The organism is Myroides sp. LoEW2-1 (assembly GCF_009767705.1).
Taxonomy (GTDB): domain Bacteria; phylum Bacteroidota; class Bacteroidia; order Flavobacteriales; family Flavobacteriaceae; genus Flavobacterium; species Flavobacterium album_A.
This window is the reverse complement of sequence record NZ_WSPP01000107.1, coordinates 24,569-48,435: the sequence shown is the minus strand read 5'-3', so window position 1 is coordinate 48,435 and position 23,867 is coordinate 24,569. Positions and strand designations below refer to the sequence as shown.

The 23,867-nt window shown below is 35.3% G+C and carries 26 protein-coding genes; 9 read left to right on the top strand and 17 right to left on the bottom strand.

Annotated features, from left to right (window positions below):
* Positions 1 to 7 precede the first annotated feature (7 nt).
* The 15 genes from nuoH to pdxA all read right to left on the bottom strand — a co-directional run bounded on the left by nuoH (position 8) and on the right by pdxA (position 12,422).
* Complete coding sequence (nuoH, locus tag GOQ24_RS07295) at positions 8 to 1,039, bottom strand: NADH-quinone oxidoreductase subunit NuoH (RefSeq protein ID WP_155090760.1); 1,032 nt, start codon at positions 1,037 to 1,039, stop codon at positions 8 to 10.
* An 11-nt stretch (positions 1,040 to 1,050) separates the two neighbouring features.
* Entirely contained in the window at positions 1,051 to 2,076 is a 1,026-nt protein-coding gene (locus tag GOQ24_RS07290; protein WP_155090761.1) for a 2Fe-2S iron-sulfur cluster-binding protein, read from the bottom strand.
* A gap of 44 nt (positions 2,077 to 2,120) precedes the next feature.
* The gene (nuoF, locus tag GOQ24_RS07285; protein ID WP_155090762.1) at positions 2,121 to 3,479 is read right to left on the bottom strand and encodes an NADH-quinone oxidoreductase subunit NuoF; all 1,359 of its coding nucleotides are present in this window, start codon (positions 3,477 to 3,479) and stop codon (positions 2,121 to 2,123) included.
* Positions 3,480 to 3,483: 4 nt separating this feature from the next.
* On the bottom strand, positions 3,484 to 4,014 hold the full coding sequence (gene nuoE, locus GOQ24_RS07280) for a complex I 24 kDa subunit family protein (protein WP_155090763.1): 531 nt from the start codon (positions 4,012 to 4,014) through the stop codon (positions 3,484 to 3,486).
* Positions 4,015 to 4,018: 4 nt separating this feature from the next.
* Entirely contained in the window at positions 4,019 to 5,254 is a 1,236-nt protein-coding gene (locus GOQ24_RS07275; RefSeq protein ID WP_155090764.1) for an NADH-quinone oxidoreductase subunit D, read from the bottom strand.
* Positions 5,255 to 5,276: 22 nt separating this feature from the next.
* The gene (locus tag GOQ24_RS07270) at positions 5,277 to 5,798 is read right to left on the bottom strand and encodes an NADH-quinone oxidoreductase subunit C (protein WP_155090765.1); all 522 of its coding nucleotides are present in this window, start codon (positions 5,796 to 5,798) and stop codon (positions 5,277 to 5,279) included.
* Between the two features lies 1 nt (position 5,799).
* Positions 5,800 to 6,351, bottom strand: coding sequence for an NADH-quinone oxidoreductase subunit B (locus GOQ24_RS07265; RefSeq protein ID WP_155090766.1), 552 nt, complete (start codon positions 6,349 to 6,351; stop codon positions 5,800 to 5,802).
* Between the two features lie 13 nt (positions 6,352 to 6,364).
* Positions 6,365 to 6,730, bottom strand: a complete 366-nt coding sequence (locus GOQ24_RS07260; protein WP_155090767.1) for an NADH-quinone oxidoreductase subunit A — start codon at positions 6,728 to 6,730, stop codon at positions 6,365 to 6,367.
* Between the two features lie 206 nt (positions 6,731 to 6,936).
* On the bottom strand, positions 6,937 to 7,137 hold the full coding sequence (locus GOQ24_RS07255) for a cold-shock protein (RefSeq protein ID WP_155090768.1): 201 nt from the start codon (positions 7,135 to 7,137) through the stop codon (positions 6,937 to 6,939).
* A gap of 235 nt (positions 7,138 to 7,372) precedes the next feature.
* Positions 7,373 to 8,725: an acetyl-CoA carboxylase biotin carboxylase subunit gene (gene accC / locus GOQ24_RS07250; RefSeq protein WP_155090769.1), complete on the bottom strand. Its 1,353-nt coding sequence runs from the start codon at positions 8,723 to 8,725 to the stop codon at positions 7,373 to 7,375.
* A gap of 76 nt (positions 8,726 to 8,801) precedes the next feature.
* A complete protein-coding gene (gene accB, locus GOQ24_RS07245) occupies positions 8,802 to 9,287 on the bottom strand; it encodes an acetyl-CoA carboxylase biotin carboxyl carrier protein (RefSeq protein ID WP_155090770.1) in 486 nt (161 codons plus the stop codon).
* A 25-nt stretch (positions 9,288 to 9,312) separates the two neighbouring features.
* Positions 9,313 to 10,311, bottom strand: coding sequence for a beta-ketoacyl-ACP synthase III (locus GOQ24_RS07240; protein ID WP_155090771.1), 999 nt, complete (start codon positions 10,309 to 10,311; stop codon positions 9,313 to 9,315).
* Between the two features lie 164 nt (positions 10,312 to 10,475).
* A complete protein-coding gene (rpmF, locus tag GOQ24_RS07235) occupies positions 10,476 to 10,673 on the bottom strand; it encodes a 50S ribosomal protein L32 (RefSeq protein WP_155035003.1) in 198 nt (65 codons plus the stop codon).
* Positions 10,674 to 10,682: 9 nt separating this feature from the next.
* A complete protein-coding gene (locus GOQ24_RS07230) occupies positions 10,683 to 11,300 on the bottom strand; it encodes a YceD family protein (RefSeq protein ID WP_155090772.1) in 618 nt (205 codons plus the stop codon).
* A 57-nt stretch (positions 11,301 to 11,357) separates the two neighbouring features.
* Entirely contained in the window at positions 11,358 to 12,422 is a 1,065-nt protein-coding gene (gene pdxA, locus GOQ24_RS07225; protein WP_155090773.1) for a 4-hydroxythreonine-4-phosphate dehydrogenase PdxA, read from the bottom strand.
* Positions 12,423 to 12,478: 56 nt separating this feature from the next.
* Here pdxA and GOQ24_RS07220 point away from each other — a divergent pair, with 56 nt between their 5' ends.
* From GOQ24_RS07220 to GOQ24_RS07200, 5 genes are all read left to right on the top strand, one after another.
* Positions 12,479 to 13,072 (top strand): riboflavin synthase, encoded by a 594-nt coding sequence (locus GOQ24_RS07220; protein WP_155090774.1) that lies wholly within the window; start codon positions 12,479 to 12,481, stop codon positions 13,070 to 13,072.
* A gap of 56 nt (positions 13,073 to 13,128) precedes the next feature.
* Complete coding sequence (locus GOQ24_RS07215) at positions 13,129 to 13,707, top strand: RNA polymerase sigma factor (RefSeq protein WP_155090775.1); 579 nt, start codon at positions 13,129 to 13,131, stop codon at positions 13,705 to 13,707.
* Positions 13,708 to 13,709: 2 nt separating this feature from the next.
* Positions 13,710 to 13,943, top strand: coding sequence for a hypothetical protein (locus GOQ24_RS07210; protein WP_155090776.1), 234 nt, complete (start codon positions 13,710 to 13,712; stop codon positions 13,941 to 13,943).
* On the top strand, positions 13,933 to 14,760 hold the full coding sequence (locus tag GOQ24_RS07205; protein WP_230381471.1) for a mechanosensitive ion channel family protein: 828 nt from the start codon (positions 13,933 to 13,935) through the stop codon (positions 14,758 to 14,760). Before GOQ24_RS07210 ends, GOQ24_RS07205 begins: the two co-directional genes overlap by 11 nt.
* Positions 14,761 to 14,982: 222 nt before the next feature.
* Positions 14,983 to 15,459: a hypothetical protein gene (locus GOQ24_RS07200; protein ID WP_155090777.1), complete on the top strand. Its 477-nt coding sequence runs from the start codon at positions 14,983 to 14,985 to the stop codon at positions 15,457 to 15,459.
* Positions 15,460 to 16,320: 861 nt separating this feature from the next.
* Here the strand turns inward: GOQ24_RS07200 and GOQ24_RS07195 are convergent.
* Entirely contained in the window at positions 16,321 to 17,148 is an 828-nt protein-coding gene (locus GOQ24_RS07195) for a universal stress protein (protein WP_155090778.1), read from the bottom strand.
* A 174-nt stretch (positions 17,149 to 17,322) separates the two neighbouring features.
* Between GOQ24_RS07195 and rimP the strand changes: the two genes are divergently transcribed.
* From rimP to GOQ24_RS07175, 4 genes are all read left to right on the top strand, one after another.
* On the top strand, positions 17,323 to 17,790 hold the full coding sequence (gene rimP / locus GOQ24_RS07190) for a ribosome assembly cofactor RimP (protein WP_155090779.1): 468 nt from the start codon (positions 17,323 to 17,325) through the stop codon (positions 17,788 to 17,790).
* 16 nt (positions 17,791 to 17,806) lie between these two features.
* Entirely contained in the window at positions 17,807 to 19,045 is a 1,239-nt protein-coding gene (nusA, locus tag GOQ24_RS07185; protein ID WP_155090780.1) for a transcription termination factor NusA, read from the top strand.
* Positions 19,046 to 19,092: 47 nt separating this feature from the next.
* Positions 19,093 to 22,089 (top strand): translation initiation factor IF-2, encoded by a 2,997-nt coding sequence (gene infB, locus GOQ24_RS07180; RefSeq protein WP_155090781.1) that lies wholly within the window; start codon positions 19,093 to 19,095, stop codon positions 22,087 to 22,089.
* Positions 22,090 to 22,221: 132 nt separating this feature from the next.
* Positions 22,222 to 22,893, top strand: coding sequence for a zinc metallopeptidase (locus GOQ24_RS07175; protein ID WP_155090782.1), 672 nt, complete (start codon positions 22,222 to 22,224; stop codon positions 22,891 to 22,893).
* Between the two features lie 72 nt (positions 22,894 to 22,965).
* Here the strand turns inward: GOQ24_RS07175 and GOQ24_RS07170 are convergent, their stop codons facing one another.
* Entirely contained in the window at positions 22,966 to 23,787 is an 822-nt protein-coding gene (locus GOQ24_RS07170; RefSeq protein WP_155090783.1) for an endonuclease/exonuclease/phosphatase family protein, read from the bottom strand.
* Between the last annotated feature and the right edge of the window lie 80 nt (positions 23,788 to 23,867).

Sequence of the window (23,867 nt, the reverse complement as noted above, 5' to 3'; positions counted from 1 at the left end):
GTTTAAATTATTTTATAAGTAAAATTACAATAGCAGTAACAACTAAATTTAAAAGGGCTAACGGAATTAACGTTTTCCATCCTAAATTCATTAATTGGTCATAACGGAAACGCGGCAATGTCCAACGCACCCACATATAAACAAAGATAAAGAAACAGATCTTAACGAATAAGGCAAAGATACCGATGACGTTACCAATGTTAACTCCCCAGTTTTCTACAACCCACGACATTCCTGGGTAATTATATGCTCCAAAGAACAGTACAGCGATTATTGTAGAAGAAATGAATAAGTTTGCGTATTCAGCAAAGAGGTAGAACCCCATTTTCATCGATGAGTACTCAGTGTGAAAACCACCTATTAATTCTTGCTCACATTCTGCTAAGTCAAATGGTGCTCTATTGGTTTCTGCAAAAGAACAGATAAGAAAGATTAAAAATCCAATTGGTTGATAAAACACATTCCAATTCATTCCGCTTTGTTGTAGCGCAATCTCTCTCATACTTAGAGTCTGTGTCATTAGCAACAGCGCAATCAATGACAACCCCATTGCGATTTCGTATGATATCATTTGTGAAGCGGCACGAATACCACTCATCAATGAGTATTTATTATTAGATGCCCAAGCTCCAATCATTATTCCATATACTCCCACTGATAGTACAGCTAAGATATATAAAACACCTACATTCAAGTCTGCTGCCTGTAAGATAATATCACGTCCAAAAAGGTGAAACTTATCCCCCCATGGAATAACAGCACTTGTCATTAGTGCAAGGGTCATTGCTAAGAATGGTCCAAATTTGAATAAGAACTTGTTTGGTGTATTCGGTTCGTATTCTTCTTTAGCGAATAATTTTAAACCGTCTGCAAGAGGTTGTAATATACCTCCTTTTCCGGCGCGGTTTGGACCTAATCGGTCTTGTATCCAAGCTGCAATCTTTCGTTCTGCAAGTGTTGCATACATGGCCATTAGCATTGTTACAGCAAATACAACAATTATAATAACCGCTTTGTCTATAATAATAGTTTTATCCATTCTAAGCTGCTTTATTCTTTAGATTCATGTTCTGTGTAAGGGATATCTTTCATGCTTATCTTTTTGCGGTCTTGTTCACGACCAGCTAAGATATGCTCTTCAGTATTCAATACAACTTTATCAAGTTTTTTCGTGTAGTTATTTTGGTTGATAACTGAGAATTTTTCAAATTTTCGAGGACCTTCAATAACCCAGTCTTTAGGATCTTTATGATCAAAACGACAGTCATTACAGATAAATTCTTCTACTTCATGAAATTCATCTTTACGCGCTGTTACCCTTTGTATTTCTTCTCCAAACATCCACAAAGTTACTTTACCAGAGCAAGTTGGACAATTTCTATGAGCATTGTACGGTTTGTTAAACCATACACGAGATTTGAAACGGAAAGTTTTATCTGTTAATGCCCCTACTGGACACACATCAATCATATTTCCAGAAAACTCATTGTCTATCGCTGCTGATATATAAGTAGAGATTTGAGCGTGTTCACCTCTACCACACACACCGTGTACGCGTTTATCTGTTAGTTGTTCCGCCGTTTTTACGCAGCGGTAACACAAGATACAACGGTTCATGTGTAATTGAATATTGGGTCCAATATCTTCTGGTTCAAATGTTCTCTTTTCCTCTTTATAACGCTTTTGAGATTTTCCGTGTTGGAATGCTAAGTTTTGTAAATCACATTCACCTGCTTGATCACAAATTGGGCAATCAAGTGGGTGGTTGATTAATAAAAACTCAGTTACTGATTTACGAGCTTCTAAAACACGAGGTGAAGATATACTCTTAACTTCCATACCATCCATAACTCCTGTTTTACAAGAAGCCATTAACTTAGGCATTGGACGTGGGTCAGCTTCGCTACCTTTTGAAACTTCAACTAGACAAGCGCGACATTTTCCACCTGTTCCTTCTAGTTTTGAATAATAGCACATTGCTGGTGGCACTGATTCTCCACCAATCATTCTTGCTGCTTGTAGAATGGTTGTTCCTGGTTCTACTTCTATTTCATGTCCGTCTATAGTAACTTTCATAAACTGTGCTTGTTTTGACTAAACAATAACTTGTTTAGTATATATTATTTATTAATCAAGTGTTTTACATTTTCAAAAGGTTCTTTTACAAAGTGATTTCTGTCTTTAACCTTTTCTGGATATAAAACGTGATATTCGAATTCTTCTCTAAAATGTCTTAGAGCTGCTGCTACTGGCCATGCAGCTGCGTCACCTAATGGACAGATGGTATTACCTTCGATATTACTTTGTATGTTCCATAATAAGTCGATATCGTCCATTGTACCTTGTCCAGTTTCAATGCGGTATAACACTTTTTCTAACCATCCAGTTCCCTCTCTACAAGGTGAACATTGGCCACAACTTTCGTGAGCATAAAATCTCGCAAAGTTCCAAGTATTTCTAACGATACAAGCTGTATCATTATACACGATGAACCCACCTGATCCAAGCATAGATCCTGTCTCAAAACCACCATCTGATAGAGATTCGTACGTCATTAAACGATCTTCACCATTAGCTGTTTTATAGATTAAATGTGCCGGTAAGATTGGCACCGAAGATCCTCCAGGTACTAAGGCTTTTAACGGACGATCATCCATCATACCTCCACAGTACTCATCCGAATTGATAAATTCATCGACTGTGATACCCATTTCGATCTCATATACTCCTGGTTTTCTGATATGACCCGAAGCTGATATTAACTTCGTTCCCGCAGAACGACCTAATCCTAATTTTGAATAGTCTTCACCTGAATTCATTACAATCCAAGGAACGTTAGAAATTGATTCAACGTTATTAACTACTGTAGGGTTTCCCCATAGTCCACTAACTGCTGGGAAAGGAGGTTTGATACGAGGATTACCTCTTTTTCCTTCTAGTGATTCAATTAAAGCCGTTTCCTCACCACAGATATATGCTCCTGCACCACAGTGTACGTGTAAGTCTAAATCAAAGCCAGAACCTAAGATGTTCTTACCTAACCAACCAGCTGCATATGCTTCTTTAATTGCTCTTTCCAGTGTCTTGAAAACCCACATATACTCACCGCGGATATAGATGTAAGATAAGTTAGCCCCTAAAGCATAACTCGCCGTAATCATCCCTTCAATTAATAAGTGAGGGATGTGTTCCATCAAATATCTATCTTTGAATGTACCTGGTTCAGACTCATCCGCATTACATACAAGGTGTCTTGGTTTACCTGACTTTTTATCGATGAAACTCCATTTTAATCCAACAGGGAATCCCGCACCTCCACGACCTCTTAATCCAGAAGCTTTAACTTGCTCAGTTACATCATCTGGAGTCATTGTTTTTAATGCTTTCTCAACTGATGCATACCCTCCGTTTTGGCGATATACCTCATATGATTTGATTCCAGGGATATCTATTTTGTCTAATAATATTTTTGTTGCCATATTACTATTTGTCGTGAAGAATTACTTTTCCTGATTTACAATCGTCAATGATTTGATCGATTTTTTCTTTTGTTAAGTGTTCTTTGTAGAAATCTCCTAACTGCATCATTGGAGCGTAACCACATGCACCTAAGCATTGTACTCCAACAACCGAAAACATGCCATCTTCTGTTGTTCCTCCTGGTTGTATGCCCAATTTTTCACAGGCATATTCCATCATATCGTCCGCTCCTCTAATTCCACAACATGAAGTTAGACAGAACTCAAACATGTATTTTCCCATTGGTTTTTGATTGTACATGGTATAAAATGTAACAACTTCGTAAACTTCAATAGGCGTGATTTCCAATATCTCTGCAACTTTATCCATTAGTTCCGCACTCAGCCAGTTATCATGAGCATCTTGTACTTCATGTAATACTGGTAGTAATGCTGATTTCTTTTTATCAGCAGGGTAGTGGCTTAGAAGTTCGTTAATACGCTCTTGTAAAGCTGGAGTGATATCTATATTTTGTTTATATTTCTTAGTTTCCATAGTATTATGCGTCTAATTCTCCTGCAATGATGTTTAAACTTGATAAAGTGATGATTGCATCTGATAACATACCATCTTTTACAATGCTATTATAAGCTTGATAGATGATAAAGCATGGTCTTCTAAAATGTAATCGATATGGCGTTCTACTTCCGTCAGTAATTAAGAAAAATCCTAATTCACCATTGGCAGCTTCTACTGGGTGGTACAATTCTGTAACAGGTACAGGAACTTCACCCATAATTATTTTGAAGTGATAGATTAGTGCTTCCATGTTTGTATACACATCTTCTTTTGGAGGAAGATAGTAGTCAGGAACATCTGCATGGTAAGGCCCTTCAGGTAGTTTGTCTATGGCTTGTCTAATGATTTTTAAACTTTCCCATACTTCTGCATTTCTAACACAAAAACGGTCATAACAGTCACCGCTTGTTCCTACTGGGATTTCAAAATCAAAATCTTCATATGAGCAGTAAGGTGTTGCTACACGCACATCATAATCTACTCCAGCAGCTCTTAAGTTAGGTCCTGTAAAACCATAATTGATTGCTTCTTCTGCTGAAATACCTCCAATACCAATGGTTCTGTCCATGAAAATTCTATTTCTTGTCAATAGACTTTCAAATTCAGCCCATATTGCAGGGAATTCTGAAAGAAACTCTTCGATTAATTGCCAAGCTTTAGGACTCCATTCTCTCTCGAATCCTCCGATTCTACCCATATTAGTAGTTAATCGCGCTCCGCAAATCTCTTCGTATATTTCGTATATTTTTTCTCTATATTGGAATACATAAAGGAATCCTGTTAACGCACCAGTATCCACACCCATAACTGAGCTACAGATAATGTGATCAGCTATACGCGCTAACTCCATTATGATAACACGCATGTATTGTACGCGTTTAGGAATTTCAATACCCAATGCTTTCTCAACAGTCATCCACCAAGCTGTATTGTTGATAGGTGATGAACAGTAGTTCAATCGATCTGTTAAAACATTGATTTGATAAAAAGGTCTGTTTTCAGCGATTTTCTCAAATGCTCTATGTATATAACCTATAGTTCCTTCACCATCTATCACTTTCTCACCATCTAACAAGATAATGTTTTGAAAAATACCGTGAGTAGCTGGGTGCGTGGGACCAAGGTTTAATATTTGTAATTCTGTACCATCTTGCTTAAACTTTTCTTCTATAAGTTTAGCATATCGCTCTTCAGGAGGTAATAATAAGTCTGACATAATACTTTCTTTACCAGTTTAATTAACAATTATGAACAGTTCGTCCAAAGAATCTGTCATCTTTGTCTGTTCTACCTGCATCTTCCATTGGATGTTCTTTTCTCAATGGGAATGATTCCATTGTATCTACATTTAGAATACGCTTTAATTGAGGATGTCCTTTAAAAGTAATTCCGTAGAAATCATACGTTTCTCTTTCTTGCCAATTAGCACTTTTGTACAAGTCAGAAACTGTATCAACAACTGGGTTTTTAATGCTTAGGTAGGTTTTGATACGCACTCTTACATTTTCAAACCAGTTATGCAAATGATATACAACTGCTAATTGTCTGCTCTCTACTTCTTCTGCATAGTTTACTCCGCAAACATCAGTTAGAAAGTTAAAGCCCATTTCTTCATCTTCTTTTAAGAATTGGATGATATCATGTGCTTTTTCGTGTGAAACTTCGAACACTAGCATACCGTGCTGTTCGTGAAAGTCTACTACAGCTTCACCAAAGGTAGCTTGTAACTTTTTTTGAATTGTGATATTATCTAGTGCCATTTTATTTATTGATATTATATGAATTTAATAAGTCGTCGTATTCTTTTGTACCTCTTCGATTTACTGATTCAGATTTGATGATTTCTTGTAAGCGAAGTACACCGTCTAATATTTGTTCTGGTCTTGGAGGACATCCTGGTACGTATACATCTACTGGGATTACTTTATCGATTCCTTGTAGTACTGAATATGTGTCAAAAATTCCACCCGAACAAGCACAAGCTCCAACAGCAATAACCCATTTAGGTTCAGCCATTTGTTCGTATACTTGACGTAAAATAGGTGCCATTTTCTTTGAAATGGTTCCCATTACCATTAGCATATCAGCCTGTCTTGGAGAGAAACTCATACGTTCAGAACCAAAACGAGCAACATCGTATGTTGCTGCCATTGTTGCCATAAATTCGATACCACAACAAGATGTTGCGAATGGAAGTGGCCACATTGAGTTTGCTCTTGCTAAACCAACAACTGAGCTAAGCTTTGTTGCAAAAAAGCCTTCTCCCACATAGCCCTCAGGGGCATCTACCATATTGTAATTTTTTTCACTCATCTCTTTTGAAGTTTTAGTCCCACTCTAGTCCTTTTTTCTTGAACTCGTATAGTAATCCGATTAAAAGAATAAATAAGAATATTCCCATTTTAGCTAAACCGTCCCAGCCTAATTCTTGGAAATTTATAGCCCATGGATATAAGAAGATTACTTCAACGTCGAATAAAACAAAAAGGATTGCAACTAAGAAGTATTTAACATTAAAAGGAATTCGGGCACTACCTAAAGACTCCAAACCACATTCCCAATTACTGTCTTTTATTTTTGAATGTTTTTTAGGTCCCAATTTTCCAGATACCCAAATTGTCAAGGATACAAACCCAGCTGCTAAAGCGATTTGCATCAATACGGGTATAAAATCGAGTTGACTTATTTGCATATAATATAGTATTTATGTTAATACAATATACAAATATAGTGCCTCGGTCGCGTTTTACAAAGCTTTGGGTTTGTTGGTGTTGGCTCAATTAAGAGGAAAGGTGAAATACGTATTTAGATTAATTTAAAATAGTATATTTAAGTATATAAAAAGCCATCTTAAGACTAAGATGGCTTCTGTAACAGTGATTAATTATATAATGATTCTTAACCTTCTATAATTGTAACTTCTGTAGCGATAAGGCCTTTTTTTCCTTTTTCTTCAATGTAAGAAACCTTATTGCCTTGTTCGATATTTTTGCTTGTTAATCCTGTGATGTGAACAAAAATGTCTTGTTTAGTTTGGTCGTTAGTGATGAAACCAAAACCTTTTTCTTCGTTGAAGAACTTAATTACGCCCGTTTGCATTTGTAAATAATATAAATTAATAATAACCAAATATAAGGTTTGTTTTAAGATTATCAGATTTATATTTTATTTTTTTACAAAAAAATAGCTATTTACTCGAAATCTTAATTCTATACCGTGTTAAGTGTAGTTTTTTGTGTTTAATGCTTGGTATAAAGTGATTTGCTGTGCGAAATCATTAATGTAGGCAGATAAAAAAAGAGCGTATTTTATATAAATACGCTCTTGCTTTTTATTATTCTTCTTCTACAGGTTTCATTTTGAATGTGTCCATAAATGCTGTAGTGTAATTTCCTGCAACATAATTTGGATCATCCATTAATTGTCTGTGGAATGGGATTGTCGTTTTGATTCCTTCAATTACGAATTCATCTAAAGCTCTTTTCATTTTGTTGATTGCTTCTTCTCTTGTTTGAGCAGTTGTAATCAACTTAGCTATCATTGAATCGTAGTTTGGTGGAATTGTATATCCAGAGTACACGTGAGTATCAAGTCTTACTCCATGCCCACCAGGAGCATGTAAGGTAGTAATTCTACCTGGAGAAGGTCTGAAGTCATTGTATGGATCTTCAGCGTTGATACGACATTCTATTGAGTGTAATTTTGGAGTATAATTCTTACCTGAGATAGGTGTACCAGCTGCAACTAAAATTTGCTCTCTGATTAAATCATAATCAATTACTTGCTCAGTGATAGGGTGTTCTACCTGGATACGAGTATTCATTTCCATGAAGTAGAAGTTTCTGTCTCTGTCTACTAAAAATTCGATTGTACCAGCACCTTCATATTTAATATATTCAGCTGCTCGCACTGCTGCTTCACCCATTTTTTCTCTTAATTCATCAGTCATGAATGGAGAAGGTGTTTCTTCAGTTAATTTTTGGTGACGTCTTTGTACAGAACAATCTCTTTCAGATAAGTGACATGCTTTTCCGTATTGATCTCCTACAATTTGAATTTCGATGTGACGTGGGTCTAAAATTAATTTCTCCATGTACATTCCATCATTACCAAATGCAGCAGCAGCTTCTTGTCTTGCGCTCTCCCAAGCTTTTCCAAGATCTTCTTCTTTGAAAAGTTCACGCATTCCTTTACCTCCACCACCTGCTGTAGCTTTCATCATAACTGGGTAACCAATTTCTTTAGCTGTTTTTTTAGCATGCTCTAATGAAGTAAGTAATCCTTCAGAGCCTGGTACTGTAGGTACTCCTGCTTTTTTCATTGTTTCTTTAGCAGTAGCTTTGTCTCCCATTTTTTCGATTTGTTCTGGAGAAGCACCAATAAATTTGATACCGTGCTCTTGACAAATTTTTGAGAACTTAGCATTTTCAGATAAGAAACCATATCCAGGGTGGATAGCGTCAGCATTTGTGATTTCTGCAGCAGCAATAATGTTAGACATCTTTAAGTAAGATTGGCTACTTGGTGCAGGTCCTATACATACTGCTTCGTCAGCAAAGCGTACGTGTAAGCTATCTGCATCAGCAGTTGAATAAACAGCTACTGTTTTAATCCCCATTTCTTTACATGTTCTAATAACGCGTAAAGCAATCTCACCTCTGTTTGCAATTAATATTTTTTTAAACATCTCTTGAAATTTTAATTTTACTTTTGTTGTTCACTTTTCTTGAAAGTGAAATAGAAATTGTATTTATAAAAATTCCTTAAGATGGATCAACTAAGAATAATGGTTGATCAAACTCTACTGGAGAAGCGTCGTCTACTAGTACTTTTACAATTTTACCAGAAATTTCAGATTCAATTTCATTGAATAATTTCATTGCTTCAATAACACATACTACATCACCAGATTTAATAGTTTTTCCAACTTCAGCAAAAGGATCTTTGTCTGGAGCAGGTTTTCTATAAAATGTACCAATGATAGGAGATTTAATAGTGATATATTTAGAATCTTCATCAGCAGCTTTTACTTCTGTTGCTGGTGCAGCTACAGGAGCGTTTCCTTGCGTAGGCACAGCTGTTTGTTGTAAAGATGAAGCAACTGGTACTTGTTGAATGTAAGTAGTCTCAGTGTTTCCAGTTTCAGTCGTTTTGATAGTGATTTTAAAATCATCCATCTCTAATTTTACTTCTGTAGCACCTGATTTTGCTACGAACTTAATTAAGTTTTGAATTTCTTTAATGTCCATACCCAATGAATTGGTTAGTTGTTTTTTATTGTTTTGTATAAGCCCACTTTAGATAAATTGAACCCCAAGTGAAACCACCTCCAAAAGTAGCAAAAATAATATTGTCTCCTTTTTTTAGTTTATCCTCGTAGTCGCAAAGTAATAACGGTAAAGTGGCAGATGTTGTATTTCCGTATTTTTCGATGTTCATAAGAACTTTAGCCTCGTCTAAGCCCATGCGGTGCGCAGTGGCGTCAATGATGCGTTTGTTAGCTTGATGAGCTGCTAACCAAGTTACGTCTTCATGGCTAAGATTGTTGCGTTTCATGATTTTTTCACTTACGTCAGCCATGTTAGATACAGCGTATTTGAATACAGATTTACCATCTTGGAACACATAGTGTTGTTTGTTGGCAACTGTTTCAGCGCTTGCAGGTAAGATAGAACCTCCTGCGTCAATTTTTAGATATTGTCTTCCAATTCCATCACTTCTTAAGTATTCGTCTTGGAATCCATAGCCTTCTGTATTAGGTTCAAAAAGTACAGCTCCTGCAGCATCTCCAAAGATGATACATGTAGCGCGATCAGTATAGTCAATGATAGATGACATTTTATCTGATCCTATAAGTAGTACTTTTTTGTATCTACCAGATTCTATGTAAGCTGATGCTACTGACATTCCATAAAGGAAGCTTGAACATGCGGCTTGTAAATCAAATGCAAAGGCGTTTGTAGCTCCAATCTGTGTTGCTACATAAACTCCTGTGGTTGCTACTGGCATATCAGGGGTAGCAGATGCAAGAATGACTAAATCAATATCTTTTGGATCTAGATTAGCTTTTTGCATTAGGTTCTCAGCGGCTTTAATAGCCATATAAGAAGCACCTTCTCCTGGTTTCTTAAGAATTCTACGTTCTTTTATACCTGTTCGTGTAGTTATCCACTCATCGTTAGTGTCAACCATTTTTTCTAAATCTGCATTCGTCAGTTTATCTTCTGGTAAGAAGCATCCAACTGCAGTAATGGCTGCGTGTATTTTTGTCATATGGTGTTGCTTTACTTTATAAAAACATTCCAAAAAGAAGCGAAAATTACAAAAAAAAAACGAATCTAAGCTCTTTCGGAGCTATAAAGTGATTTTTTTGGTCTGTTTCAAACAAAAAAAAACTCTCACACATTGTGAGAGTTCTTAAAATACTTTTCTCAAGGTTACGCTTCTACTTCAGTAGTTTTGTCGATAACAACTTGTCCTCTGTAGTACATTTTTCCTTCGTGCCAGTAAGCTCTGTGGAATAAGTGAGCTTCTCCTGTTACTGGGCAAGTAGCGATAGTTGGAGCTACTGCTTTGTAGTGAGTTCTTCTTTTATCTCTTCTTGTTTTCGAGGTTTTTCTCTTAGGATGTGCCATTTTACTATATTATTTATCCGTTAATAGTTTCTTTAATTCTGCCCATCTAGGGTCTATTTCTTCATTGTTATTTTCTTGATCATCGATGTCTTCATCTTCTTGATCGTCGAAATCATCTTCTAGTTCTAAAAAGTCTAGTTCGTCATCAAAATCTAAATCCAAATCATCTTCGTTATAGTATCCTAAGATATCTAAAGCTTCAGATTCTAATGTTCCATCTAATACACCTGGGTGTACTCGCTTTTGCGGAATAGATAGTACTATCATCTCATAAACATATTGAGCTATGTCGATTTGATGTTCTGTAAATGGTACTATAAGTAACTCATCGTGATCGTTGTTGAACTCGTCTCCAAATTTAACGACAAGGTTTAACTCGTTGTTTATTGGTAAATCAAAGTCTTGATTTGTAACGTCACAAGGTACATTTGCTATTCCGTTGCTTTCAAAATGTAATTCTAAAAGCGTGGTTTTCTTGTTTAAAAGAACGGTTATTTGAGCGTCAATTGTATTGAAGTCATTGTAATCATAGTTGTCAAAAAAACTATTATCTACTTGAATTTCAAATTTGTGCTCTCCATTTTTTAATCCTGTAAAAGGAATTAAAAATTTATTTTCAACTTTCATGAAATACATGATTTGAGCGTGCAAAGATAAAAAAATATTATTATTACAAGCTAGTTATCAATTTTTTTTTGTACCAAAATCTTTTTCTTGTGGTTCTAAGGGATTTGCTGAAGCCTCCGCATTATAGGCTCTATTGTTATAGATGTCAATAGCCAAATAGATTGCTTCTCTAAAAGAAGTAGCATCAGCGAGCCCTTTCCCTGCTATCTCGTATGCTGTTCCATGGTCAGGGGAAGTTCTGATTTTGTTCAAACCAGCAGTATAGTTGACTCCCTTTCCAAATGAAAGCGCTTTAAATGCTGCTAAACCTTGGTCGTGGTAACAAGCAAGTACAGCATCAAACTTTTTGTGTGTTTCTGAGCCGAAGAATCCATCAGCCGGGAATGGTCCTGAAACTAAAATACCTTCATCACTTAGTTTTTTAATAGTTGGAATTATGGTTTCTTGTTCTTCCGTACCTATAATGCCATTGTCGCTTGCATGTGGGTTTAATCCTAATACTGCGATACGTGGCTTAAAGATATTGAAGTCATTGATCAAAGAGTGATTGATAGTTTTCACTTTTTTCTCTATGAGTTCTGGTGTTATAGCTGCCGAAACATCTTTTAAAGGGATATGGTCTGTTAATAAACCTACCCTTAAATCTTCAGCTACCAAAAGCATTAATGCATCTCCTTCTAATTCACTGTTTAAATAGTCTGTGTGACCAGGGTATGAAAATTCCTCATCGTTGCTATTGTATTTGTTGATTGGAGCTGTGACTAATATGTCAATTTCACCTTCTTTTAGCGCTTTTGTAGCTTCTGTGAATGACTTTATAGCGTATTTACCTACTACTGGATCATTTTGTCCGAAAGAAATATTTACATTTTCTTTCCATAGGTTATAAACGTTTAGCTTGTGGGGAATAACCTGTGTTAAGTCGTCAATTCCCTGTATGGCTGTATTGTTGTTTATCGTCTTTTTTACGTATGATAAAGGTTTTGAATTTGCAAAAATAATTGGTGTACAGATTTCAAGCATTCTATTGTCTTCAAAAGACTTAAGTATTACTTCACATCCAATTCCATTTAAATCACCTATCGAAATCCCTACTTTTATATTTTCTTTTTTTTGGGTCATAGTATCGCGTAATTATTGCTACTTTTGAAGCAAATTTAATAAAAATAAATTGAGTTATGTTTACAGGTATTGTTGAAAGCATTGGAAAGATAGAAAAAATTAAAGGTGATCGCTCAAATCTTCACATAACAGTTAGTTGTGATTTTACAAGTGAACTGAAAGTTGATCAAAGTGTTTTGCACAATGGTATTTGCTTGACTGTAGTGTCAATTGAAGGAAATGCCTATACTGTGACAGCAATAAAAGAAACAATAGATGTAACTACTGTTGGAAGTTGGACAGAGGGAATGAAACTGAACCTTGAGAGAGCAATGCTGTTTAACGGTCGATTGGATGGACATATAGTACAAGGGCACGTAGATCACATAGGGGAATGTGTTTCTATTGAAGATGTGTCTGGTAGTACATACTATGGCTTTAAATTTAGTGAGAATTCTATTCATACTACAATTGAAAAGGGGTCCATTACGGTAGATGGTACTAGTTTGACTGTTGTGGATTCGGGGGTAAATACGTTTAAGGTGGCTATTATACCTTATACGAAGGAGCACACTATTTTTCAGTACTATAAATTGGGAACAACCGTCAATCTCGAATTTGATGTAATAGGTAAGTATGTTTCTAAATTAATGCAAATAGGTAGGTTGTAATAACCTTTCGATTATAAAATATAAAAGGCTTTTTTGATAAAGTCTAATAAAGTGGTATGAAGGTTAATCTACAGAATAATAACTTTACTACTATGACAGATGAGGACTTAGTCCAGATGATTGTGCATAGTGGTAATACAAGTTTGTTTGGGATTCTCTATGATCGGTATGCTCAGAAAGTGTATTCAAAGTGTTTAGGTTTTGCGGAGTCGAGAGATGTCGCAGAAGATTTGACACAAGATGTTTTTGTAAAGCTATATCTGAATCTTAAAAAGTTTAGGGGGGAATCAAAGTTTTCTACTTGGCTGTATTCTTTTACTTATAATCATTGTGTGAATTATTCCAAATTGGTTTTGAAAAAAAGAAGACGAGAAGAGGATTTGAATGAGGAATATCAGGACTTGATGGCTGATGAAGAAATAACAGACGAAGAAATCTTTGCTTTAAGTGTTGGTAAGTTACAAGAGGCCTTAGGGCAAATTGATGCAGAAGATAAGATTATCTTATTGATGAAATATCAAGATGATAAATCTATTAAGGAAATTGCTCAAATGCTTGAAATGGGGGAGAGTGCTATTAAAATGCGATTGCATAGAGCAAAGAAAAAAATTGTTGAAATTTATAACTCATTATAATTATGGATAATCCTTTTAAAAAAATACTGCAGGACGAAAAGTTGCCTGTCTATATAAAGGATAGAGTAATTGATAATCTAAACTTTATCAAGCTGTCCTTAGATGTGTCTGAGTTATATACTGTCAAAGTACCTCAGGCACTGGGTAGTGTCATAGGTGAAAGTGACAAAAAGAAAGAACAAGAATTGATTGAAAAAATTATAAACGCAAAAAAGAACGAAAATAATGATGAATAGACTGTTTAATTTTGAGTATCCAACAGAAATGTTGAACTCAGTATTTGATTCGTTAATACGTGGTGTGATAGGCTTTGCATTAATTTTAGGTTATGTGTTGCTGTGTTGGTTGTTAGTTAAGTTTTTTGCTTACTTATTGAAAAAAATATTTCAATTTATCCGCTTGGATAGTGTTCAAAAACTGATTGATGAGAATGACTTTCTTGCTAAAACAAATATTGCAATCAAAGTTGATGCAATCGTTATTTTCTTTATGAAAATCTTCATTATCTTCTTGATGATTGTTATTGGAGCCGAAATGTTTGGTCTAAGTATAGTGTCTAAGGAGATAGGAAATCTAATGTTGTATATTCCACAGGTATTTGTTGCTTTGTTGATTTTTGTAGGAGGACTATATTTGGCAACTTGGATTAAGAAAACTGTGGTAGGTGTGCTCAAGGCTGTTGACTTCAGTGGTGCGAGAATGATAGGGAATATATTGTTTTACTTTATTCTTGTATTTGTTGTCATTACGACTTTGAATCAAATGGGAATTAATACTTCTATTATTACGAATAATATTTCGATCATCGTCGGTGCTATTCTGTTGACTGTAGCTCTGTCTTTAGGGTTAGGTGCAAAGGATGTGGTGACAAGGCTGCTGTTTTCTTTTTATACAAGAAAGAATTTGGAATTAGGTCAGTTAGTTCGAATTGATGGTTTAGAAGGGTATGTGATTTCTATTGACAATATTTATTTGTGTCTTTTGGTAGAAGGGAAAAAGCATTTCTTGCCAATTGCAAAGGTGTCTGAAAGTCATATTGAAATTGTAAAATAAGCAATTTTTAGTAATAGGTAGGTTATGATGACGAATAGTTGGTATTTGATTAAAATGACTGCCGCTACTCTTTTTATAATTTATGGTTTGTATCGATTTTCTCTTGCAAATACCCGAATATTTGTATGTTGATGATTTGGTTGAAGGGTATTTGTCCTGTTTTAGAAATGAATAATAATATGCAGAAAGGCAGTCGAAAGACTGCCTTTTGCGTTATGTTATGTGAATAAGTTTGAGTTAGTTGGGCTTAGTTATATGTATGATGCAGATGGTGTCAATACGAATGAATATAATGTCATAAAGGTAAATGTCAATGATTTTAGTGGTTTTGATGTTGAGGCGGAAAGCAAAGTGGTACCATTACTGACAGATGGTCTTTCATTGCACGATGCAGTTGGTTTTGGTATGGATAAGTTAGGCAATTACTACTGTGCATTCAATCATAGTGAGAATGGAGAATATGGTAGTAAAGTTTTTTTAATTGATAAAAGCAATGGAACTTTAAAAGAAGAATTTACTACGGGTGAAATCTATTCTTTAGAATATGATGATAAGTCAAATTCTCTTTTCTGTGTAGTCTATGATGAAGATAGTGGAGATGTAAGGTTTGTTCAATATGATCTGTCATCGCGAACTAAGGTTCGCAATGAAGTTTTAAATCATGCAGCGGGTATTATAGGAATGAGAGTGATGAAATAAAAAAGGTAAATAGTAGATTACTTGGCAATAAAGGTAAATAGATAGCATTATAGGAAGTCGTTTTTTTATGGAGAATTATGTCTGTTGAGAAAAAGTTGACAAGTGTATAAATATTGTATCCAGAGGTTTTTTCTCTCTGGATATTTTTTTGTTTATCAAGTGGTGTAGTGTGTAAGGTTTGGTCAGAAAAGTATAGGGTGTAATCACTGTGATAGACATGGTAGTGTCTGAGTACTGTAGTTTGGGTAGGGTTGGTTCAAGAGGTAGAAACGTGATGTGAGGGCTGTACTTTAGAGATGTTGACGCATTTCTATTTAATTCCAGATACACCAATGTTTGTTATTGGTGTAATCACGGAGGTTGATACTAATGTCGAGAAGTTTTTAGAAGTCAATCCGGTTATCTTATAAAAGGGGTTGGCTTGCACTTTCTTGGGGATTGCTTGGGGTTTTCTTGGAGTTTCCTAGCCTAAAGGGTGGTTTTGTCGAAGAAAGGTGCAAGAAAGGTGCAAGAAAAGTACAAGATAGTCGCAGGCGACCTTCTGGTAGATTAGTGCAAAATGTTTGGTGATTGGTGTGTGAATACAGTAAAACAGTAGATTTTCTCTGTATTTATTTTCGAAAAGATGTTTTAGTATTGCTTTATAGACTGTTAATTCAAATACATGAGGGAGGTATTTGTTACGCTATGAGCGGTATTGGTTGGGTTGTTGTTGGGTTGTTGTTGGGTCTTTTGAAAGGGATGTTGTCATTGCACTTAAATATAATGTATAAAAAAAATCCAGAGAGATTACCCCTCTGGATCTGATATGTGTTGACTTGTCAACTTGTTTAGTAAGTAGACAATATACTATAGGTAGTATTAATCTATTTTGAAAGTAATAACAGATTTACTTGAGTGATTTACTAAATCTTCACTTATACTGCCATTGAAGAAGTGAGCTAAACCTGTACGACCATGTGTTGCTATACCGATTAGATCAGCATCTATTTTCTTAGAAAAGTTGATTATTCCTTTTTCGATATTCATATCGTTATAAGTACATAGGTCGAACTCTTTGTCTGTTAAAGTATCTAAGAACTTTTCTACAATTTCTTCTGCTACGTGAGTAGGTTTAAAATTGTTAGGTGTGTTTACCATTAACAGGTGGAATTTACTTCCTAATATTTTATTGAAATTTAGTGCTTTTTTAAAAGGCTCAGTCATCCCTTCTGAGAAATCAGATGCAAAAACAAAATCTTTAATCTCAAAATCTTCTACCTCACCTTTAATTACCAAAACAGGAATATTTGATGTTCTGACAACTTTTTCGGTATTAGATCCTACGAAATACTCTTTTACTCCACTTACCCCATGAGATCCCATGACGATAAGGTTCACTTTGTTGTTCTCTGCAGATTTAGTCACACCTAAAGAAGTGCGATCTAAGATAAGGCTTGATGATATTGTAATTCCGTTAAATATAGGGTCGTGCGCTAATTCTTCAAGCTTTGCATCAGCAGCTTTTTTAAAGAACATAACTTCAGTAGCAGGAGTTCCTTTGTTGATACTGTCACTACCTTGTTGTGGCAAATCAAGAATGTGTAGTAAAATGATTTCTGCGTTCATTTTTCTGGCAATAATAGCAGCGGCTTTAGTTGCATTATAGGCTTGATTAGAGAAATCTGTTGGAACTAGAATCTTTTTCATGATGTAATTAATTTGAATATGAATTATGTTGTTTTATTGATTAAATAAAGTTAAGAATATAATTATCAATAGACAAAAGTTTTATTTGTAATAAAAAAATTGTACATTTGTGTCGTTATTTATTAAAAAAGTTAAATAATGAGGGGACATAGTAGTCCCCTCTTTTTATAGCATATGACGTTAAAAGTAAAAGTACAAGGATTAATTGATCAGGCATTTGAAGAGTACACAGACTTGTTTTTGATAGACTTTACAATATCGGCTGATAATAAGATTGTTGTAATTATAGATGGAGATCAAGGTGTGACGTTGCAGAATTGTATTGATGTGAGTCGTGCTATTGAACATAACTTAGATAGAGAGGAGGAGGACTTCGCTCTTGAAGTTGCATCTGCAGGAGCAGCAGCACCTTTAAAATTATTGAGACAATATCCTAAAAATATTGGACGTAAATTAAAGGTAATAACTACAGAACAAGAAAAAATAGAAGCTACACTTGAAAGTGTAGGTGATGATAGTATTGTTCTGAAATGGAAAGCAAGAGAGCCTAAACCGATAGGAAAGGGAAAGGTTACTGTTGAAAAGGAAGCTATAATTCCTTTTGATAAGATTAAAGAAGCGAGTGTTATAATTTCATTTTAAAAAAATAGAATATCCGATGGAGAATAGAGATTTAGTAGATTCATTCTCAGAATTTAAAGACGAAAAAGATATTGAGCGTGTAGCGCTTATGGCAATTCTTGAAGATGTATTGAAAAATGCCTTGAAGAAGAAGTATGGATCAGACGATAATTTTGATATTATCGTTAACCCAGACAAAGGAGATTGTCAGGTGTTTAGAAACAGAATTGTTGTAGCAGATGGAGAGGTAGAAGATGATAATGCAGAAATTTCTTTGTCAGAAGCAAGAAAAATTGAAGCAGATTTTGAAGTAGGAGAAGAGGTGTCAGAGGAAGTGAAGTTGGAAGGACTTGATCGAAGAGCTATCTTGGCGTTACGTCAAAACTTGTATTCTAAGGTAACTGAACATGACAATACTTCTTTATACAAACAATTTAAAGATTTAGTTGGAGAAATTTATTCAGCTGAAGTGCATCATGCTCGTCCAAAAATCATAATTTTGATGGACGAAGGAAAGAATGAAATTGTTTTGCCAAAAGAGAAACAAATTCCATCTGATTTCTTTAGAAAAGGAGATACAGTACGCGGTATTATTGAGGCGGTTGAACTAAAAGGTTCAAAACCTCAAATTGTTATGTCAAGAACTTCATCTAAGTTTTTAGAGAAATTATTTGAACAAGAGATTCCAGAAATCGAATCAGGGGAAATTACAATTAAGAGAGTAGTTCGTATCCCAGGTGAGAAAGCAAAAGTGGCAGTAGATACTTATGATGATAGAATTGACCCAGTTGGAGCATGTGTCGGAGTAAAAGGATCTAGAATTCACGGAATCGTTCGCGAATTAGGAAATGAGAACATTGATGTAATCAATTATACAGAGAATACAGAATTGTTTATTAAGCGTGCATTAGCACCAGCGCGTATCAATAAAGTAGTGATAGATGAAAATGCTAAAAAAGCAAACGTTTATCTTGATTTAGAAGAAGTATCACGAGCAATCGGTAGAGGAGGTCAAAACATTAAATTGGCTGGAATGTTGACAGGGTACGATATCGATGTGATGCGTGAATTAGACCCAGAAGACGATGACGTTGAATTAAGAGAATTCAAAGACGAAATCGAAGCGTGGGTGATTGAAGAATTTAGTAAAATAGGTTTAGATACTGCGAAAAGCGTGTTGAACCTAGGTGTTGAGGAATTAGTAAAGAGAACTGACCTTGAGGAAGAAACGGTATTAGATGTAATCCGTATCCTAAAAGAAGAGTTTGAAGACTAATTGAAGCACCAAAACAACACAACACATTAATACACTAAAAAGATAATATGTCTGAAGAAAGAGCAATAAGAATTAATAAAGTTTTAAGGGAATTAAATATTTCTCTCGATAGAGCCGTAGACTTTTTGAAAGGCAAAGGATATGAAATCGATGCAACACCAAATGCTAAAATTTCTAAAGAAGAATACAGTGTTTTGTGTAAACAATTTTCTGCTGATAAAGGCAAGAAAGAAGCTTCTATTGAGGTAAGTGAAGAGAAAAAGAAAGAAAAAGAAGCATTAAAATTGGAGCGCGATAAAGAGCTTGAAGAGAAAAGAAAACAAGAGGAAGCACGTATTAAACGCGAGCAAGAAATTATCAGAGCTAAAGCAGAGGAAATTACTGCTGTAAAGACTGTTGGTAAAATTGATCTTGAACCTAAGAAAACTAAAGTTGCTTCAGGCGAGTCTAAAAAGGTGGAAAATGTTGTGAAAGATGCAACAGTGGCTGAAAAAGTAGACAAAAAAGTAGAAAAAGCTACTAATGCTGATACTAAGAAGAAAACAGTTAAAGCTGAAGAAAAACAGGTAGCTCCAAAAGTTGATGCAAACGAAGCAACTAAAATAACGAATACGGAAAAGCAAGTGGAAGCTAAGAAAGAAGTAAATAAATCACAACAGAAAAATACTGTAGAGGAGAAAGATTCTTCAAACCAAAAGCAGAATTTCAAGAAAGAGGCAAATGATGCGCAAGCTGAGCCTACGGCAGGGGATGAAGTAATCAAAACAAATTATCAGAAACTTTCAGGTACTACTTTTACAGGTAAAACAATTGATTTATCTCAATTTGATAAACCTAAAAAGAAAAAAGAAGATCCTAAAAAAGGAAATTCAAAAGATGGTAACAACCCTGGAAGCGGAAAGAATAAGAGAAAACGCATTGCTAAGCCAGCTAATGGAAATGCTGAAGGAGCAAATAACAACGAGAATAATAACAATAACCGACCAAACAATAACAACAATAATAATAAGGGCGGTAACAATAATAGTGGTAATAACAACAATCGCGGAGGTAACAACAACAACCGTGGAGGAGGAAAATTTGGTAACAAAAACCAAAATAACAGAAGAAATACTCCACCTGTTGTAAAAGCTGAACCTACTGAGGAAGAAGTTAAAAACCAAATTAAGGAGACACTTGAGCGTCTTCAAGGTAAGGGTAACAAATCTAAAGCTGCTAAATATCGTCGTGATAAACGAGATGTTCATAGAAAAAAATCTGATGAAGAGCAAAAAGCATTAGAGGCTGGAAGCAAAACATTAAAAGTAACCGAGTTCGTTACTGTTGGTGAAATTGCTACTATGATGGATGTGCCTATTACTAAAGTTATTGGTACTTGTATGTCTCTTGGTATCATGGTTACCATGAATCAGCGTTTGGATGCTGAAACATTAACTATTGTTGCTGATGAGTTTGGATTCGAAGTTGATTTTACTACTGCAGATTTAGATGAGTCTATTGAGGAAACTCCAGATAGACCAGAAGATTTACAACCAAGAGCGCCAATTGTGACAGTGATGGGTCACGTTGACCATGGTAAAACATCTTTGTTAGACTATATTCGTAAAGCAAACGTTATTGCAGGAGAATCAGGAGGTATTACACAGCATATTGGTGCTTACGGAGTAACACTTGAAGGAGGACAAAAAATTACATTTTTAGATACTCCTGGTCACGAGGCGTTTACCGCTATGCGTGCGCGTGGTGCTCAAGTTACCGATATCGTAATTATTGTGATTGCTGCGGATGATGATATTATGCCACAAACAAAAGAGGCTATAAGTCACGCACAAGCTGCTGGTGTACCGATTATCTTTGCTATTAATAAGATAGATAAGCCTACGGCTAATCCAGATAAAATTAAAGAAAAACTTGCTTCAATGAACTTGTTAGTTGAGGAATGGGGTGGTACTTACCAATCTCAAGATATCTCTGCTAAGCAAGGTCTTAATATGAAGGAATTACTTGAAAAAGTATTGCTTGAGGCAGAAATGCTTGATTTAAAAGCAAACCCTTCTAAGCTTGCAGTTGGTACAGTAGTAGAAGCGTACTTAGATAAAGGACGTGGATATGTATCTACTGTATTAGTACAAGCTGGTACATTAAGAGTGGGAGACTACTTGTTGGCAGGACGTAGCCACGGAAAAGTTCGTGCAATGCACGATGAACGTGGAAACTCTGTAAAAGAAGCAGGTCCTTCTCGTCCAATTTCTGTACTGGGATTAGATGGAGCACCAACTGCTGGTGATAAGTTTAATGTATTTGAGGAAGAGAAAGAAGCAAAACAAATTGCTGCTAAACGTACTCAATTGATTCGCGAGCAATCTGTACGTGCACAACGTCATATTACTTTAGCAGAGATTGGTCGTCGTATTGCATTAGGTGATTTCAAAGAGTTAAATATTATTCTTAAAGGGGACGTGGATGGTTCTGTGGAAGCATTATCTGATTCATTCTCTAAATTATCTACTGAGGAAATTCAAATCAATATTATTCATAAAGGAGTTGGAGCTATTACAGAATCTGACGTATTGTTAGCTTCTGCTTCGGATGCTATTATTATCGGATTTAACGTTCGTCCAATGGCTTCTGCTAAACAATTAGCTGATAAAGAGGAAATCGATATCCGTAACTACTCAATTATCTATGACGCTATTGATGACTTGAAAGATGCGATGGAAGGTATGTTATCTCCAGAATTGAAAGAGGAAGTTACTGGTACTGCTGAGATTCGTGAGTTATTCAAAATTTCTAAAGTTGGTACGATTGCTGGATGTATGGTTACTGACGGTAAGATTTTCCGTAGTTCAAGAATCCGCCTTATCCGCGAGGGTGTGGTTATCTACACTGGTGAGTTGACTGCTTTAAAGCGTTTCAAAGACGATGTTAAAGAAGTGGCGAAAGGATATGACTGTGGTATTCAGATTAAAAACTACAACGATATTAAGGAATATGACACTATAGAGGCGTTCCAAGAAGTTGAAGTTAAAAAGAAATTGAAATAATCAATTATACATAGGAAAGGGAGTTGCGAAAGCAACTCCCTTTTTTGTTTTACATCATGACAATCTGACGAAATGACATATTTTATTTTTGGCTTGTGATTTGCTATATTTATAGTAGTAAATATTAATGATATGATGTGGATTCTTTTGATAGCTGTAATGATTGCAAGCTATTACATTCAATACAAGTTGAAATCAAAGTTTGAAAAGTATTCTAAAGTACAATTGCAGAATGGAATGAGTGGTGCAGAAGTTGCACAAAAGATGCTGTTGGATCACGGTATTAGGGATGTGCGCGTGATATCTACTCCAGGTAGATTGACTGATCACTATAATCCAAGTGATAAGACTGTGAACCTTAGTGAAGCTGTCTATAATGAACGCAATGCTGCTGCAGCTGCTGTAGCTGCACATGAGGTTGGTCACGCTGTTCAGCATGCAACTGCTTATCATTGGTTGACTATGCGCTCAAAGATGGTTCCTGTAGTAAGCTTTTCTTCTAATATTGTAACTTGGGTGTTGTTAGGTGGAATCTTATTGATTAACACTTTCCCTCAATTGCTATTATTCGGTATTGGGCTTTTTGCTTTGACAACGATCTTTTCGTTTGTTACCTTACCTGTTGAGTACGACGCAAGCGCAAGAGCCTTGAAGTGGTTGGAAGCCAAAAACATCGTTACCCAGCAAGAATATGCAGGTGCTAAAGATGCATTGTCTTGGGCAGCCAGAACGTATGTGGTCGCTGCAATATCATCATTGGGTACACTTTTGTATTACGTGATGATCTATATGAACAGACGTTAGTTATTAAATTTTATATAAGTAAAGTGGAGGACACCTTTAATAAGGTGTCCTTTTTTTGTTTTTTTACAGTCTTTAGTTAGGAGTTACTCTTACTGCTATCGGTATGTGATCAGATATTTTTCTTGCTTCTTTTATGTCATTGAAGTCCTCGTAGAATAGAATTGTATCTTGACTCTCAATGGTGAAATCTTTTTTAGATAAGAAGATATTATCATATTCAGAAGCTAAGCAGTCATTGTTAATACACTTTTGTCTTAGACTTGTTTTTTGGTCAGTAAAAACGGGTTGGTAAGTCATTTTCTTTAGGGGATTAAAAACACTGTGACTTTGGGGAGTATTGAAATCTCCTAAAAAGATCAATCTTTGATCAGTATATTGTGTGGGAAAGAATTTGAAGTATTTAATCTCCTTTTCGGGTTGATGTTTTTTGGGTAAGGCATGAAAGTTGAATATCATAAACTCTTTTCTTTTGTATTCAAAAGTAGCTATGTAAGGTTCTCTTTCGATTTGATCTTTGTAAGTCTGTTCTAAAGTAGGTCTGTTTTTTAGCTTTACTTTACTTGTTTTCCAAAGGTAAGCATATCGTTCTGAGCGATAAGGGCTACTATCTGTCGGTGGGCTAATAGCGTAATCCCATTTGGTACCTGTCGAATTAGTTAATTCAAGATGTAGTGCGGCCAGTGTTTTTGCCCCTGAGGGATTGGTGACTATTTCTTGTATAGCGACGATATCAGCAGATTTAATTGTTTTAGCAATGAATTCAATTTCATCAGTAGTTTTACTTGAACCGAAGTTATTTAAATTCCATGTCATGATTGTTACTTGTGCATATAATGGTAAAAGGAATAATAAAAAAAATAGTGTAACAGTTGTTTTAAAAGATTTTTGAGGCATATATGATATTTAATATGTTAAACCTAATTGTAGATAGGTAGATTAAAGAAATTTTGTAAATACAATTTGTAAAAATGCCG

Excerpts from the sequence above, each read along its gene's own strand:
- nuoH (WP_155090760.1), bottom strand. The coding sequence starts at position 1,039 with ATGGATAAAACTATTATTATAGACAAAGCGGTTATTATAATTGTTGTA.
- GOQ24_RS07290 (WP_155090761.1), bottom strand. The coding sequence starts at position 2,076 with ATGAAAGTTACTATAGACGGACATGAAATAGAAGTAGAACCAGGAACA.
- nuoF (WP_155090762.1), bottom strand. The coding sequence starts at position 3,479 with ATGGCAACAAAAATATTATTAGACAAAATAGATATCCCTGGAATCAAA.
- nuoE (WP_155090763.1), bottom strand. The coding sequence starts at position 4,014 with ATGGAAACTAAGAAATATAAACAAAATATAGATATCACTCCAGCTTTA.
- GOQ24_RS07275 (WP_155090764.1), bottom strand. The coding sequence starts at position 5,254 with ATGTCAGACTTATTATTACCTCCTGAAGAGCGATATGCTAAACTTATA.
- GOQ24_RS07270 (WP_155090765.1), bottom strand. The coding sequence starts at position 5,798 with ATGGCACTAGATAATATCACAATTCAAAAAAAGTTACAAGCTACCTTT.
- GOQ24_RS07265 (WP_155090766.1), bottom strand. The coding sequence starts at position 6,351 with ATGAGTGAAAAAAATTACAATATGGTAGATGCCCCTGAGGGCTATGTG.
- GOQ24_RS07260 (WP_155090767.1), bottom strand. The coding sequence starts at position 6,730 with ATGCAAATAAGTCAACTCGATTTTATACCCGTATTGATGCAAATCGCT.
- GOQ24_RS07255 (WP_155090768.1), bottom strand. The coding sequence starts at position 7,137 with ATGCAAACGGGCGTAATTAAGTTCTTCAACGAAGAAAAAGGTTTTGGT.
- accC (WP_155090769.1), bottom strand. The coding sequence starts at position 8,725 with ATGTTTAAAAAAATATTAATTGCAAACAGAGGTGAGATTGCTTTACGC.
- accB (WP_155090770.1), bottom strand. The coding sequence starts at position 9,287 with ATGGACATTAAAGAAATTCAAAACTTAATTAAGTTCGTAGCAAAATCA.
- GOQ24_RS07240 (WP_155090771.1), bottom strand. The coding sequence starts at position 10,311 with ATGACAAAAATACACGCAGCCATTACTGCAGTTGGATGCTTCTTACCA.
- rpmF (WP_155035003.1), bottom strand. The coding sequence starts at position 10,673 with ATGGCACATCCTAAGAGAAAAACCTCGAAAACAAGAAGAGATAAAAGA.
- GOQ24_RS07230 (WP_155090772.1), bottom strand. The coding sequence starts at position 11,300 with ATGAAAGTTGAAAATAAATTTTTAATTCCTTTTACAGGATTAAAAAAT.
- pdxA (WP_155090773.1), bottom strand. The coding sequence starts at position 12,422 with ATGACCCAAAAAAAAGAAAATATAAAAGTAGGGATTTCGATAGGTGAT.
- GOQ24_RS07220 (WP_155090774.1), top strand. The coding sequence starts at position 12,479 with ATGTTTACAGGTATTGTTGAAAGCATTGGAAAGATAGAAAAAATTAAA.
- GOQ24_RS07215 (WP_155090775.1), top strand. The coding sequence starts at position 13,129 with ATGAAGGTTAATCTACAGAATAATAACTTTACTACTATGACAGATGAG.
- GOQ24_RS07210 (WP_155090776.1), top strand. The coding sequence starts at position 13,710 with ATGGATAATCCTTTTAAAAAAATACTGCAGGACGAAAAGTTGCCTGTC.
- GOQ24_RS07205 (WP_230381471.1), top strand. The coding sequence starts at position 13,933 with ATGATGAATAGACTGTTTAATTTTGAGTATCCAACAGAAATGTTGAAC.
- GOQ24_RS07195 (WP_155090778.1), bottom strand. The coding sequence starts at position 17,148 with ATGAAAAAGATTCTAGTTCCAACAGATTTCTCTAATCAAGCCTATAAT.
- rimP (WP_155090779.1), top strand. The coding sequence starts at position 17,323 with ATGACGTTAAAAGTAAAAGTACAAGGATTAATTGATCAGGCATTTGAA.
- nusA (WP_155090780.1), top strand. The coding sequence starts at position 17,807 with ATGGAGAATAGAGATTTAGTAGATTCATTCTCAGAATTTAAAGACGAA.
- infB (WP_155090781.1), top strand. The coding sequence starts at position 19,093 with ATGTCTGAAGAAAGAGCAATAAGAATTAATAAAGTTTTAAGGGAATTA.
- GOQ24_RS07175 (WP_155090782.1), top strand. The coding sequence starts at position 22,222 with ATGATGTGGATTCTTTTGATAGCTGTAATGATTGCAAGCTATTACATT.
- GOQ24_RS07170 (WP_155090783.1), bottom strand. The coding sequence starts at position 23,787 with ATGCCTCAAAAATCTTTTAAAACAACTGTTACACTATTTTTTTTATTA.